The organism is Streptococcus sp. HMSC10A01 (assembly GCF_001807785.1).
Lineage (GTDB): Bacteria > Bacillota > Bacilli > Lactobacillales > Streptococcaceae > Streptococcus > Streptococcus gordonii.
In genome coordinates, this window is the sequence record NZ_KV790962.1 from 64603 (window position 1) to 79298 (window position 14696).

At 41.0% G+C, this 14696-nt stretch carries 13 protein-coding genes and 1 riboswitch; of the genes, 12 read left to right on the forward strand and 1 reads right to left on the reverse strand.

The features are described 5' to 3' along the window. Positions 1-149 precede the first annotated feature (149 nt). The 12 genes from HMPREF3108_RS01035 (at position 150) to HMPREF3108_RS01090 (ending at position 13392) form a co-directional block, all read left to right on the forward strand. Positions 150-1244 (forward strand): cystathionine gamma-synthase, encoded by a 1095-nt coding sequence (locus HMPREF3108_RS01035; protein ID WP_070492912.1) that lies wholly within the window; start codon positions 150-152, stop codon positions 1242-1244. Position 1245: 1 nt separating this feature from the next. Beyond that, a complete protein-coding gene (locus tag HMPREF3108_RS01040; RefSeq protein WP_070492914.1) occupies positions 1246-2412 on the forward strand; it encodes a MalY/PatB family protein in 1167 nt (388 codons plus the stop codon). A gap of 83 nt (positions 2413-2495) precedes the next feature. Further along, a riboswitch (M-box (ykoK) riboswitch) is annotated at positions 2496-2652 on the forward strand. A gap of 269 nt (positions 2653-2921) precedes the next feature. Continuing rightward, on the forward strand, positions 2922-5582 hold the full coding sequence (gene mgtA, locus HMPREF3108_RS01045; RefSeq protein ID WP_070492916.1) for a magnesium-translocating P-type ATPase: 2661 nt from the start codon (positions 2922-2924) through the stop codon (positions 5580-5582). Between the two features lie 97 nt (positions 5583-5679). Beyond that, the gene (gene upp / locus HMPREF3108_RS01050) at positions 5680-6309 is read left to right on the forward strand and encodes a uracil phosphoribosyltransferase (RefSeq protein WP_002903228.1); all 630 of its coding nucleotides are present in this window, start codon (positions 5680-5682) and stop codon (positions 6307-6309) included. A gap of 172 nt (positions 6310-6481) precedes the next feature. Beyond that, positions 6482-7099, forward strand: a complete 618-nt coding sequence (locus tag HMPREF3108_RS01055; RefSeq protein ID WP_256262209.1) for an ATP-dependent Clp protease proteolytic subunit — start codon at positions 6482-6484, stop codon at positions 7097-7099. Positions 7100-7176: 77 nt separating this feature from the next. Next, positions 7177-7446: a YlbG family protein gene (locus HMPREF3108_RS01060; protein ID WP_070492918.1), complete on the forward strand. Its 270-nt coding sequence runs from the start codon at positions 7177-7179 to the stop codon at positions 7444-7446. Positions 7447-7535: 89 nt separating this feature from the next. Then, positions 7536-8702 carry an ABC transporter substrate-binding protein gene (locus HMPREF3108_RS01065; RefSeq protein WP_060554125.1) on the forward strand — a complete coding sequence of 389 codons (1167 nt, stop codon included), beginning with the start codon at positions 7536-7538 and terminating at the stop codon, positions 8700-8702. A gap of 158 nt (positions 8703-8860) precedes the next feature. Next, complete coding sequence (locus tag HMPREF3108_RS01070; protein WP_008809556.1) at positions 8861-9730, forward strand: branched-chain amino acid ABC transporter permease; 870 nt, start codon at positions 8861-8863, stop codon at positions 9728-9730. Between the two features lie 3 nt (positions 9731-9733). Next, complete coding sequence (locus HMPREF3108_RS01075; protein WP_045503996.1) at positions 9734-10687, forward strand: branched-chain amino acid ABC transporter permease; 954 nt, start codon at positions 9734-9736, stop codon at positions 10685-10687. Then, entirely contained in the window at positions 10687-11451 is a 765-nt protein-coding gene (locus tag HMPREF3108_RS01080) for an ABC transporter ATP-binding protein (protein WP_008809554.1), read from the forward strand. The genes HMPREF3108_RS01075 and HMPREF3108_RS01080 overlap by 1 nt, the downstream gene beginning before the upstream one ends. Beyond that, positions 11451-12161, forward strand: coding sequence for an ABC transporter ATP-binding protein (locus tag HMPREF3108_RS01085; RefSeq protein WP_008809553.1), 711 nt, complete (start codon positions 11451-11453; stop codon positions 12159-12161). The genes HMPREF3108_RS01080 and HMPREF3108_RS01085 overlap by 1 nt, the downstream gene beginning before the upstream one ends. Before the next feature lie 574 nt (positions 12162-12735). Further along, a complete protein-coding gene (locus HMPREF3108_RS01090) occupies positions 12736-13392 on the forward strand; it encodes a CBS domain-containing protein (protein WP_008809552.1) in 657 nt (218 codons plus the stop codon). A 62-nt stretch (positions 13393-13454) separates the two neighbouring features. On the opposite strand, the gene HMPREF3108_RS01095 is transcribed toward HMPREF3108_RS01090, so the two are convergent. Then, positions 13455-14690: an aminoacyltransferase gene (locus tag HMPREF3108_RS01095; protein WP_048777532.1), complete on the reverse strand. Its 1236-nt coding sequence runs from the start codon at positions 14688-14690 to the stop codon at positions 13455-13457. Positions 14691-14696 lie beyond the last annotated feature (6 nt).

Here is a 14696-nt window from a genome sequence, read left to right on the forward strand (position 1 = left end):
ATTAATTCATAGCTATTTACCTCGGCCACTTGAAGGCTGGGGTTTTTATATAGTTTCAGACTATATCTAGCTCTTGAAAAGAACAAAGCGCAGAACTTTCACAAGATGTTACAATAGAATAAGATTTACGAGATTGTGAGGAATAAGAAATGAGTCAAGCATTAAACTTGAATACCATACTGGCCCAAGCAGGGGTAAAAACAGACGAAGTAACTGGCGCCTTAACAACACCCTTGCATTTTTCAACGACCTACCAGCACCCTGAGTTTGGCCAGTCAACAGGTTATGACTACACTCGTACCAAGAATCCAACACGTGTTAGCCTGGAGGAGACTCTGGCTGCTATCGAAAGTGCAGATTATGCTCTTGCAACTAGTTCTGGTATGTCGGCTATTGTGCTGGCCTTTAGTGCTTTTCCAGTCGGAAGTAAAGTTTTGGCTGTTCGGGATCTCTATGGTGGTTCTTTCCGCTGGTTTGCTCAGGTTGAAGCAGAAGGACGATTCGCCTTCACCTATGCTAATACAGAAGAAGAACTTCTGAACAAGTTGACAGAAGATATAGATATTGTCTATATCGAGACACCAACCAATCCTCTTATGGTAGAGTTTGATATTGCACGTATTTCCCAAGTGGCTCATGAGAGTGGTGCAAGGGTAATAGTAGACAATACTTTTTACAGTCCCATTTACCAAAGACCGCTGGAGGATGGTGCTGATATTGTCCTGCACTCTGCGACCAAGTATCTAGGCGGGCATAATGATGTCTTGGCTGGAGCCGTTATGACTAATAACACGGATATCTATGATAAGCTTTTCTATAATTTGAATACAACTGGAGCGGTTCTTTCTCCATTCGACAGTTATTTACTTTTACGCGGTCTTAAGACACTGGCTCTCCGTATGGAGCGCTCTACTCAGAATGCCCAGGAAGTGGTTGCTTTTCTGAAGCAATCTCCTGCAGTAAAAGAGGTTCTCTATCCAGGCAAGGGTGGTATGATTTCCTTTAAGATTGTAGATGAAGAAAAGATCCCTCATCTACTAAATAGCCTGAAAGTCTTCACTTTTGCAGAAAGTTTGGGAGGAGTGGAGAGTTTGATTACTTACCCGACTACCCAAACTCACGCTGACATTCCAGCTGAAGTACGTCATTCCTATGGATTGACAGATGATTTGCTACGCCTGTCAATTGGGATTGAGGACAGCCGAGATTTAGTGGCTGATTTACGAGCTGCCTTGGAGGACTAGTATGGGAAAATATAATTTTAAAACAGCTCCTAATCGTTTTGGCCATCATACTTATAAATGGAAAGAAGCTGAAGAGGATAGGGATGTTCTTCCTGCCTGGATCGCGGACATGGATTTTGAGGTCCTTCCTGAAATTCAGCAGGCCGTTCATGATTATGCGGATTATTTAGTCTATGGCTATACCTATGCCAGTGAAGAGCTAATCAATGCCGTGCTGGATTGGGAGCGGGATGAGCATGACTATACTTTTGATAGGGAAGCCTTGGTCTTTATTGAGGGGGTTGTCCCTGCTATTTCAACAGCAATCCAGGCCTTTACCAATGAAGGTGATGCCGTTCTCATTAACACTCCTGTTTACCCGCCTTTTGCTCGCTCTGTCAAGCTCAATAATCGACGACTTATTGCCAATTCTCTGATAGAGCAAGATAGTCTCTTTCAGATTGACTTTGAGCAGCTAGAGCGAGATATTGTAGACAATGAAGTCAAGATTTATGTTCTCTGCAATCCTCACAATCCCGGAGGTCGAGTTTGGGAACGGGAAGTGTTAGAGAAAATTGGTCGCCTCTGTCAAAAGTACGGCGTCCTTGTGGTATCAGATGAAATCCACCAAGACTTGACGCTGTTTGGCCATGAACATCAGTCTTTCAATACTGTTTCTCCTGACTTTAAGGACTTTAGCCTGATTTTATCCAGTGCAACTAAGACCTTTAATATTGCTGGAACTAAAAATTCCTATGCTGTGATTGAGAATCCCAGCCTTCGCCATCAGTTTAAAAAGCGTCAGCTGGCTAACAACCAGCATGAAATTTCAGGACTTGGTTTTGTAGCGACTGAAGCTGCTTATCGTTATGGGAAATCATGGTTGACAGAACTTAAGACAGTCTTAGAGGAGAATATCGATTTTGTGGTTGATTATTTTGCCAAAGAAGCCCCACGCCTGAAGGTTATGAAGCCCCAAGGAACCTATCTAATTTGGCTGGACTTTTCAGATTATGATCTGACAGATGACCAACTCTTCCAGTTACTGAGGGAAGAGGCAAAGGTCGTCCTGAATCGAGGAAGCGACTTTGGTCAAGAAGGCAAGTACCATGCTCGACTAAATGTGGCTGCACCAAAGGATATGGTTGTAGAAATTTGTAAACGTATTGGAGCTGTTTTGCCTAAGTAGTCGGTTTTAGCACAGGTTTGCAAAAAATTTTTAAATTAGTAATTTCTTTATTGACAATCCTTGCAAAGAGGAGTATAGTAATAATGGAAAATCGGTAGGTGAGGCTACCATAAGGATACGGATGACTACCGCAAAGCAGTGGAGACACTACTCGTTGGTTAACAGTCCTGATCGCCAAGGTCAAGACTAAGCTCATTTCATCGCCTTATGGAGTTAAAGCTTGAACGGTAGATGTTTACTTTATCTGTTGTAAAATAAAGTGAAAGACCTGACATGCAAACAACCCTGCCGAGAAATTGGCAGGGTATTCTTTTTTGTTGAAAATATTTCAAGTAGGCAAATAGTTGATTACCTGTCTTTTAAGCAAAAGAAAGGAGACACGCGATGCAAATTGACGATCATCCGGAACCGCACATACACAGCCAATCGCTGATTTGTGTCGTTCGGTCCTTATAAAGTGATTGGTCTCTGTGTATGAACTTGATTATTCATACATAAAGGAGAAACCAATGAAAACAGTAAAAGAAAGATTAGTTGCTGCTTTGCAGCTTCCTATGAAAGAAACCTTGGCCTTCTACAAGACCGCCTTTCGTGGCCTGACAGAAGAGCAGGTCGAAGAAAATCGTGACCTCTATGGGGAAAATATCATCACAAAGGGTCAGGAAGACTCTATTCTAAAAAAAATTTACGAATCTATTATCAACCCCTTTACGGTTATATTACTAGTAATTGCTCTGGTGTCTTTAGTGACCAATGTCTGGCTGGCTAAGCCCGGAGAGGAAGATCCGACAACTTCCATCATTATTGTTGTTCTAGTTTTGATTTCTGGAGGCATTCGTTTTATTCAGGAATTGCGTAGTGACCGAGCTGCTAGCAATCTGTCTCGGCTGATTGTCAACACGGCTACAGTCATCAGAGAAGGAGTAGAACAAGAACTTCCCATTGATGAGCTGGTTGTAGGAGATATCATCAAGCTTAGCGCCGGAGACATGATACCTGCAGATGTCTTGCTATTAGAATCACGTGATTTCTTCGTTCAGCAGTCTGGCCTAACAGGGGAGAGCGATGCAGTAGAAAAGATATGTTTGTCTAAGGCGGATGGGCAAAATCTTGATAGCCTTTTAGAAACAGAGTCACTGGCCTTTATGGGAACCAACGTTATTTCCGGTAGAGCAACAGCTCTGGTACTGGTGGTTGGTGACGATACCATGATGGGGGCCATTGAGCAGACGCTGAATACCTACGATGAGCCGACTTCTTTTGAGCGTGATATGAATAGCATTTCTTGGCTCTTGATTCGTCTGATGCTCGTTATGGTACCTGTTGTTTTCTTCATCAATGGACTGACAGATGGAGACTGGTTGGAAGCAGGAGTCTTTGCCCTCAGCGTTGGGGTTGGCTTGACTCCAGAAATGCTACCTATGATTATCACAGCCAGCCTGGCCAAAGGTTCTATTATCATGGCTCAGGAAAAGGTCGTGATCAAAAAACTGAATGCTATTCAGGATCTAGGAGCTATTGATATCCTTTGTACGGATAAGACGGGCACATTGACCCAAGACGAGATTGTCTTGGAATACCCTCTGGATATTCATGGTGATTTAGATTTGGCAGTGCTTCGTCGCGCTTTTCTCAATTCCTATTACCAAACTGGCCTTAAAAATCTCATGGATCGGGCCATTATCAATCGGACAGAGAAAGAAGCAGAAAAGCATGAGCTTGTTCGTGACTTAGACCAAACCTTTAAGAAAATTGATGAACTCCCCTTTGACTTTGAACGCCGTCGTATGAGTGTCATTGTCAAGGATGATGAAGATGTTATTAGCATGGTGACCAAGGGCGCCTTGGAGGAAATGTTGGCGATCTCTAGCCATGTAGAATACAAGAATCGCATTACGGAACTGACTGAGGAAATTCGTCAGGAAATCCTTGCGGAAGTGGCTCAACTCAATGAGCAAGGATTGCGCGTGCTTGGTGTTAGCTATAAGTCAGACTTAGAAGAAGATTACGACTACGAAGTGAAAGATGAGTCTGATATGATTTTGACGGGCTACCTGGCCTTTCTAGATCCGCCTAAGTCATCTGCGGCTCCAGCTATTGAAACCTTGGCTGAGTACGGTGTTGCTACTAAGATTTTGACCGGCGATAATGAAAAGGTTACTCAGGCAGTCTGTGAAAAGGTTGGCCTTGATGTAGAAAATATCTTGCTAGGCGTAGAGGTAGATGCTTTATCAGATGAGGAATTGAGCAAAGCGGTGGAGAATACAACGGTCTTTGCCAAGCTCTCTCCTGACCAAAAAGCCCGGATCATCCTTCAACTCAAAGCCAATGGACATAAGGTTGGCTACATGGGTGATGGCATCAATGATGCTCCTTCAATGAAAGTAGCAGATGTTGGGATTTCTGTTGATACAGCTGTCGATATAGCCAAGGAAACGGCAGATGTCATTCTGCTGGATAAGGACCTCATGGTTCTGGAGAAAGGGTTGGTAGAGGGGCGCAAGGTCTATGCCAACATGACTAAGTACATTAAGATGACGGTCAGTTCCAATTTTGGGAATATCTTTTCTCTCCTCTTTGCCAGCATCTTTTTACCTTTTCTGCCTATGGCACCAGTTCATCTGATTGTTCTTAATCTGGTTTATGATCTGTCCTGTATAGCTTTGCCTTTCGATAACGTTGACAGTGAATTTCTCAAGAAACCACGGATTTGGTCTGCTAACTCTATTACCCGCTTTATGGCTTGGATTGGGCCTATCTCATCCATTTTTGATGTTTTGACATACTTAGCCCTCTACTTTATCATTGTTCCTATGATAACAGGAAGCAGTTATCAAGCTGGCACTGAACAGGCGGCGACCTTTATCACTCTTTTTCAAACTGGGTGGTTTATTGAGTCTATGTGGACCCAGACTATGGTTATTTATATGTTACGCTCCCCTAAGCTGCCTTTTGTGCAAAGTCGTCCAGCTTTGTCTGTCATTGTTACCACCATGGCGGCTGTTCTCTTTGTTACTTCCTTGCCATACAGCCTTTTTGCGTCTGTTCTCAAAACAGCTCCGCTCAATGGAGCATATTTCCTTTTCCTCCTATTGATTATTGTGCTTTACATGGTTAGTGTAACCCTTGTTAAACACTTGTATATCAAGCGTTATAAGGAATGGCTTTAGGACCAAGAAAATCTCTGAAAAGGTTTGCTTATGGCAAGCCTTTTCAATCTTTTTTTGATATAATAAGAAGAATAAATTGAAAGAAGGAAATCCAATCATGGGAAAACTTGAAGTTATCGCTCATCCACTAATTCAGCATAAATTGTCTATCTTGCGTCGTACTGATACGTCTACTAAGGCTTTTCGTGAATTAGTTGATGAAATCGCAATGCTCATGGGATATGAGGTCTTGCGCGATTTACCACTTGAAGATGTAGAAATTGAAACACCGATTACGAAAACCATTCAAAAGCAGATTGCAGGGAAAAAATTAGCAATTGTTCCTATTCTTCGTGCGGGTATTGGCATGGTCGATGGACTTCTAAGCTTGGTTCCAGCAGCGAAGGTCGGCCACATTGGAATGTACCGTGATGAAGAGACTTTGAAACCAGTTGAATACTTAGTTAAGCTACCAGAAGATATCGACCAACGCCAGATTTTCGTTGTCGATCCAATGCTAGCTACAGGTGGTTCTGCGATCTTGGCTGTGGATTCTCTCAAAAAACGTGGTGCTAGCCACATTACATTTGTATGTTTAGTTTCTGCACCAGAAGGAGTGAAAGCCTTGCAGGAAGCACACCCAGATGTCGATATTTTCACGGCTGCCTTGGATGACCATCTAAATGACCATGGTTATATCGTACCAGGATTGGGAGATGCTGGAGACCGCTTGTTCGGAACCAAATAAGGTTTTGCTGAAGGCGGATCCGAAATCTAAGAATAGGAAAGTAGAGTTGTTTTGAAGAATAGGATTCTCAAGGTCAATATACTTCCTAATCGATTCAAAAATTTGACCTTTATTGACCAAAGAGTTATAATGGATTCATCCTTTGAATATTCTATTTCCTATTTGATAGAAAATCCAACTAACAGAAAGTGAGAAAACTATGATTCCTGTAGTTATTGAACAAACAAGCCGTGGGGAACGTTCTTATGATATTTACTCACGTCTATTAAAAGATCGTATTATTATGTTGACTGGACCGGTCGAGGACAACATGGCTAATTCAGTCATTGCTCAGCTTCTTTTCTTGGATGCACAAGATAGCACCAAGGATATCTACCTTTATGTTAATACACCAGGTGGTTCAGTCTCAGCTGGTTTAGCGATTGTTGACACCATGAACTTTATTAAATCTGATGTCCAAACAATCGTTATGGGTATGGCGGCGAGCATGGGAACAATCATCGCATCAAGCGGTGCCAAAGGCAAACGTTTTATGCTTCCAAATGCTGAATACATGATTCACCAGCCAATGGGAGGTACTGGTGGTGGTACTCAGCAAACGGATATGGCTATTGCTGCAGAACATTTGCTGAAGACTCGGAAAACTTTAGAGCAAATTCTTGCTGATAATTCCGGTAAAACAGTTGAGCAAATTCATGCTGATGCAGAACGTGATTATTGGATGAGTGCTGAAGAAACTCTTGCATATGGATTCATTGATGAGATCATGGCTAACAATAATTTGAGTTAATCCTATAAAATCAAATTGCCCCTAAGGGGCTTTTTTGATATAATCAGTAAGTAGTTCTAGTTTGGGAAGGATCGTTTATGTATCAAAAAGAAGAACGAGTTGGAATAATTGTTTATCTTTATTATAATCGTGACGTAAAAAAAGTTGCTGCTTTTGGAGATATAGTTTACCATTCTAAAAAACGTCGGTATCTTCAGCTTTATGTACCAAAAACGCAGGCGGAAGACTTGCAGAAGAAGCTGGGACAGGAAAAATTTGTAAAAAAAGTTTGTGCCTGTCATATTCAGGAATTGGACAAAAACTTCGTTGGTAGTCTATATCGTCAAGAGGAAAACGTTATCATTTAAAAAGCGTTTGTTTTTATATTGACAATTTTCTGATAATTCGGTATATTCTTACTATATAGTTTTGAATACTCATAAAGGAGAACATTTTGATGAAGAAAAAATTTGCATTAACTTTGGTTAGTCTTGCAAGTGTTGCATTGCTAGCAGCCTGTGGAGAGGTTTCTACAACAGGAAATTCTGGCTCTGCTTCAGGAACTGAGATTGGCAAGACACTTAAAATTGGTTTCAACTTCGAAGAAACTGGTGACGTTGCTTCCTATGGAACTGCTGAACAAAAAGCTGCTAAGTTAGCTGTTGATGAAATCAATAAAGCTGGTGGAGTAGACGGCAAACAAATTGAAGTTACAGATAAGGATAATAAATCTGAGTTGAGTGAAGCTTCTACAGTTTCTACAAACTTGGTGACCCAGGCTAAGGTAAATGCCATCATTGGCCCTGCGACTTCAGGTGGTACTGGTGCAGCGATTACAAATGCTGCCAAAGCTTCTGTTCCTTTGGTTACTCCAAGTGGTACTCAGGATGATTTGACAAAAGGTCAAGACTACTTGTTCCGTGCAACTTTCATCGATAGTTTCCAAGGAAAAATTCTTAGCAAATATGTCACAGACAATTTGAAAGCTAAAAAAGTTGTTCTTTACTACGATAACTCAAGTGACTATGCAAAAGGAATTGCCAAGGCTTTCCAAGAAGAGTACAAGGGAGAAATCGTTGCAACTGAAACATTTGCGTCAAAAGATACTGACTTCCAAGCAGCTTTAACTAAATTCAAAGGTAAAGACTTTGATGCCCTAGTTGTTCCAGGTTACTACACTGAAGCTGGTAAAATCGTAAACCAAGCTCGTGGTATCGGAATTGACAAACCAATTGTTGGTGGAGATGGATTTAACAGTGAAGAATTTATCTCACAAGCAACTCCAGCAGCTGCAACTAATGTTTACTACGTATCTGGCTACTCAACTAGCGGAGATATGACAGCTAAAGCCAAGAAATTCTTGGAAGCATATAAAGCGAAGTATAATGAAGAACCATCAATGTTCTCTGCTCTTGCTTATGACTCTGTTTATATGGTAGCAGAAGCTTCTAAGGGTGCGAAAAACTCAGTTGATATCAAAGAAAACCTTGCTAAGTTGAAAGACTTCGAAGGGGTGACTGGTTCTATCACGATGGATAAAAATCATAACCCAGTTAAGTCAGCCTTGATGATTGGCTTGAAAGATGGTAAAGTTGATACTGTGGAAACAGTAAAACCAAACTAAGCAATTCAACTGAATTTCTAGAATCTTACAAAAGAAGGAAAAGGAATTGTATTTAAATCAGAATACAGTTCCTTTCTGCGGGTGAGGTGATGAATTCAATTTCTAGGATTGAGTTTGTCTCTTGCCCGATTTTATTATATTAGAAAGTGTGGTGTCTTATGCTCCAACAGCTTGTCAATGGTTTAATTCTAGGAAGTGTCTATGCACTGCTAGCCTTAGGTTACACCATGGTCTATGGTATTATTAAGCTCATCAATTTTGCCCATGGTGATATTTATATGATGGGTGCTTTTATGGGGTATTTCCTCATCAATTCATTGAAATTAAATTTCTTTTTAGCTCTAATTGTGGCTATGATTGGAACAGCTATTTTAGGGGTTGTCATTGAATTTCTGGCTTATCGCCCATTACGAAATTCGACTCGTATTGCTGCCTTAATTACAGCAATTGGGGTTTCCTTCCTTTTGGAATATCTCATGGTTTATTTTGTTGGTGCAAGTACCTTACCATTCCCTCAGGTAATTCCAACTGTTCGTTTTAACTTAGGACCTATTACAGTCTCAAATATTCAGTTGATGATTTTAGGGATTTCTATTTTCTTGATGTTGGCTTTGCAATTTATTGTACAAAAGACCAAGATGGGGAAAGCCATGAGGGCAGTTTCGGTAGATAGTGATGCTGCTCAATTAATGGGGATTAATGTCAACAGGACCATTAGTTTCACCTTTGCATTGGGTTCTGCACTAGCAGGAGCAGCAGGTGTCCTTATCGCTCTTTACTATAACTCATTAGAACCTTTAATGGGGATGACTCCAGGTATTAAGTCCTTTGTTGCTGCTGTTTTGGGTGGTATCGGAATTATTCCAGGGGCTGCCTTGGGTGGTTTTGTTATTGGTCTTTTAGAAACCTTTGCAACAGCCTTTGGTATGTCAGATTTCCGTGATGCGATTGTCTATGGTATTTTGATTATTATTTTGTTAATTCGTCCTGCGGGAATCCTTGGGAAAAACGTGAAAGAGAAGGTGTAAGATATGAAGCAAAATCTAAAAGTAAATGTTCTCTGGCTTGCTTTGATTCTTGCTGGCTACCTCTTAATTACGGTTTTAGCTGGTGGAGGAATACTGAACGCCTTCCATTTGCAAATCTTAGAAGAAATCGGTATTAACATTATTCTAGCTGTTGGTCTCAACCTAATTGTTGGATTCTCAGGGCAATTTTCTCTAGGTCATGCTGGTTTCATGGCTATTGGTGCCTATGCGGTTGCAATCATTGGAACAAAATCTCCAACCTATCCTGCCTTTTTTGCTGCTATGATACTAGGGGCATTCATTGCAGGTCTTGTTGCCTTGGGAGTTGGGATTCCTACGCTTCGACTAAAAGGAGATTACTTGGCCATTGCAACTCTTGGGGTATCTGAAATTATTCGTATCTTGATTGTGAATGGTGGAGAAGTTACTAATGGTGCTGCTGGTATTCTAAGTATTCCTGGCTTTACTAGCTGGCAGATGGTTTATTTCTTTGCTGTTATTACGACTTTGTTCACATTGAACTTCTTACGGAGTCCTCTAGGTCGTAAAACCTTGTCTGTCCGTGAAGATGAGATTGCGGCAGAGTCTGTGGGTGTTAACACAACTAAGGCCAAAGTTGTTGCCTTTGTCTTTGGGGCGGTAACAGCATCAATTGCAGGTGCTTTGAAGGCTGGTTTTATTGGAGCAGTTGTGCCTAAGGATTACTCTTTTACCAATACAATTAATGTCCTAATCATTGTAGTATTTGGTGGTTTAGGATCTATGACTGGAACAATTATCGCAGCAATTGTGTTAGGTGTCTTGAACATGCTCTTGCAAGAGTTCTCAAGCATTCGAATGATTATCTATTCACTCGCTCTTATCTTAGTTATGATCTTCCGTCCAGGTGGACTTCTAGGTACTTGGGAGCTGCAATTGTCGCGCTTTTTAAAAAAAGATAAGGAGGTCAAAGAATAATGGCACTTCTTGATGTAAAAAATTTAACGAAACATTTTGGTGGTCTGACAGCTGTTGGTGATGTGACTTTAGAGCTTAATGAAGGTGAATTAGTTGGACTTATCGGTCCGAATGGTGCTGGTAAAACAACCCTCTTTAATTTATTGACGGGGGTATACGAGCCAAGTGAAGGAACAGTAACCTTAGATGGTCACTTGCTAAACGGTAAAGCTCCATATAAAATTGCATCGCTCGGACTTGGACGTACATTCCAAAACATCCGTCTCTTTAAAGATTTAACTGTTTTAGATAATGTCTTGATTGCTTTTGGGAATCACCACAAGCCGCATACTTTTGCATCCTTCTTCCGCCTACCAGCTTTCTATAAAAATGAAGAAGACTTGAAAAATAAGGCTTTGGATTTGCTGAAGATTTTTGACTTGGATAAGGAAGCTGAGACTTTGGCCAAGAACTTAGCTTATGGTCAACAACGTCGCTTGGAAATCGTTCGGGCTTTGGCAACGGAGCCAAAGATTCTCTTTTTGGATGAGCCGGCTGCTGGTATGAACCCACAAGAAACAGCAGAATTGACTGAGTTGATCCGTCGTATAAAAAATGAATTCAACATTACCATTATGTTGATTGAGCATGATATGAGCTTGGTTATGGAAGTTACTGAACGAATCTATGTATTGGAATATGGTCGTTTGATTGCTCATGGTACACCTGATGAAATCAAGAGCAACGAACGAGTTATTGAAGCATATCTAGGAGGTGAAGCCTGATGACTATGTTAAAAGTTGAGAATTTATCAGTCCACTATGGCATGATTCAGGCTGTCCGTGATGTCAGCTTTGAGGTCAATGAAGGAGAAGTTGTTTCTTTGATTGGTGCTAATGGTGCTGGTAAAACGACTATCCTTCGGACGATTTCTGGTTTGGTTCGTCCAAGTGCTGGTAAAATTGAATTTTTAGGAAACGAAATCCAGAAAGTCCCAGCTCAGAAAATCGTAGCAGCTGGTCTTTCTCAGGTTCCAGAAGGCCGTCATGTCTTTCCAGGTTTGACAGTTATGGAGAATCTAGAAATGGGAGCCTTCCTAAAAACAAACCGAGAAGAAAATCAAGCCAACTTGAAGAAGGTCTTTTCTCGTTTCCCGCGCTTAGAAGAGCGTAAAAACCAAGATGCTGCAACCCTTTCGGGTGGTGAGCAGCAGATGTTAGCGATGGGACGAGCCTTGATGTCTACTCCTAAACTACTTCTTTTGGATGAGCCTTCTATGGGATTGGCACCTATTTTCATTCAAGAAATTTTTGACATCATTCAAGATATCCAAAAACAAGGGACAACGGTTCTCCTTATTGAGCAAAATGCCAATAAAGCACTTTCGATTGCAAATCGTGGCTACGTTCTTGAGACTGGTAAAATTGTTCTTTCCGGAACAGGACAAGAACTCCTCGCTTCAGACGAAGTCCGCAAAGCATATCTAGGTGGCTAAAAATGTCTGGGAGACATTTTTAGGTTGCAGATGGGAACTCGCAACAGCGAGTTTTCTTCAAACAGTCTGGGAGACATTTTTAGGTTGTTGCTAGAAAGTTACGGAAGTAACTTAACATTTTAAAAAGGTCCATTGGACCTTTTTAAGTTGCAGATAAAGAAAACCAAGTTTTCGTCAGATTATTCGGCGAATTGTTTCAGGTTGAAGATTTTGGTTGTTAGGATAGAAATGACAGTAGATCTTTCCTATTCTGCTTTTTATTAATTTAATTTGAATAAGCAGGAGAAATCACAAAGTTTTGAAGAATACTCTTATATATTAGGGCGGATAGATTGATTATAAGATTATTTATATTTAAAAATGTGATTTTGAATAGAATGAGTCTTAAGCTTAAGCCAGATAATTTTTAGAAACTTGAGTAATTCTCCAGTAGTTTTTCATTGAGGTTCTTCCAATTTTGCCAATAGCTGGATTTTTCTTAATTTTGAAAAAGTAAGAAAAATGATGAAAGCGTTTGAAATTGCGAAAAAAAAACAGTATAATAAAAGAAAGAAAAAATAGAGGAGAGACTCTTATGGCAGTAAAAGATTTTATGACACGCAAAGTCGTTTATATTAGTCCTGATACGACGGTTGCTCACGCAGCAGATATTATGCGAGAGCAAGGTTTGCACAGATTGCCAGTTATTGAAAATGATAAATTGGTTGGTCTTGTGACAGAAGGGACAATTGCTGAAGCTAGCCCATCTAAAGCAACTAGTCTATCCATTTATGAGATGAACTACCTCCTCAACAAAACAAAGATTAAGGATGTCATGATTCGAAAGGTCATCACGGTATCCCAATATGCCAGTCTAGAAGATGCGATTTACCTGATGTTGAAAAATAAAGTCGGCATTCTTCCAGTCGTGGACAATGAGCAAGTTTATGGTGTGATAACGGATCGAGATATCTTTAAAGCCTTTTTAGAAGTATCTGGTTACGGAGAAGAAGGAGTTCGAGCGCGCTTTGTTACTGAAGATGAAGTCGGTGTTTTGGAACATATTGTTCGCTTATTGGTGGAAGAAAACCTGAACATTTCAAATACAGTTAATATACCGAGAAAAGATGGTAAAGTTGTCATTGAAGTTCAAATTGATGGCAAGGTGGATTTAGAAGCGCTCAAGAAAAAATTTGAAGACAATCAGATTCATGTGGATAGCATCGTTCATACAGAAGCGAAAGCCTTATAAAATATACAAAAGGACTGGGAATCATGTTCCCGGTCCTTTTGTATATTTTAGATTTACGCATCTTAACGTCTTAAAATTTTCTTTATGAGCTGAATGATTTTAAATTTAAGAGGGTTAGGATAATAACGGAAAGTTCCCATTTTTCGAACTATGAAGCCGTTGAAGTTTTGTTTGAAGCGCAGAACACCGTCAGAACCATCGAAAATTCCCATAATGCCGAGGAAATTATAAAATGGAATGCCTCTCTTGATGCTCTCAGTCATAACGTATTCCTGCAGCAGGGCAGGGGCGTAGAATTTGTTAAACTCAGGATAGGAGCCGCTGAAGAGATAGGTTGCTTCCTGAGGAGTATAGATAAAGAGGCTTGCAGCCAGAACTTGGCCTTGGTCGCCGTACTTATCAATCAGATCTTGAGCCTCTGCTTTGCGGGTTTCAAAGCTATCAAACTGGCTGGAAAGCTCTCGTAGCTGGTTTTGCTTCTTTTCAGATTGAGGATTTTTTTCCAAATCAGCCTGTAATTTCTGGATTTTCTGGCCCAGTTTCTCTTGATCTTTTTGTAAGTTCTGAAGATAGTCCTTGAAGTTAAGGCTGGCTACCATAAAGTCCGCCTGCTGACCAAAGCTATCATAAAAATCTTGATAGTAGTCTAGTGGCTTGTCATCATATTCCCGTCGGTCAGAAGTAGCAGATGTGATGTCTTTAAAAATGCTGAGTTGGCCACGTTCCAGCCTTGTTAGCTTGATACCAAAGGTGTTAGCCTTTTTGACGGTCGCCTTGCCGTTTTTACTGAAGGACTTGAGCAAGTCTTTCTCCGTCAGACCAGCTAGGTCTTTGACATAATGCCAATCAGGCTCCCCGCCTGGATAGCCTGTCTGTAAGCCATCAAAGGCAAAGCCTAAGTCAGTCAGTTGCTGGATAAGCTCGGCTTTTTCTTCAGATGTGGGTTGGCCATTGCTGTCAAAAGTCTGGTAAGTCTCATAGGGTTTGATGATGAGCTCTAGGGCACCTTCTTTTTTAGCATAGGCTTGCAAAGCTTGATAGAAGGGGGTCAGGTATTGAGCGTTGGTAGAGACAGGACCGCAGTTGATTTCCATATGAAGGCCGCCAGTCATCGGCATACTGTAGAGGACAGCTGACACCACGACCTGTCCCTGCGGGTTAGTGTAGCCGACATATTGGGTACTGAAGCCCCGCTTGCTCAGCAGCTCTGCCATTTCCACGGTCTGCATAAAAGAGCGTTGGGAGCTAGCTGAGGTATGCTGGATGAATTCTTCTTGGCTGAGAAGTTTAAAGGTCATAGGCTT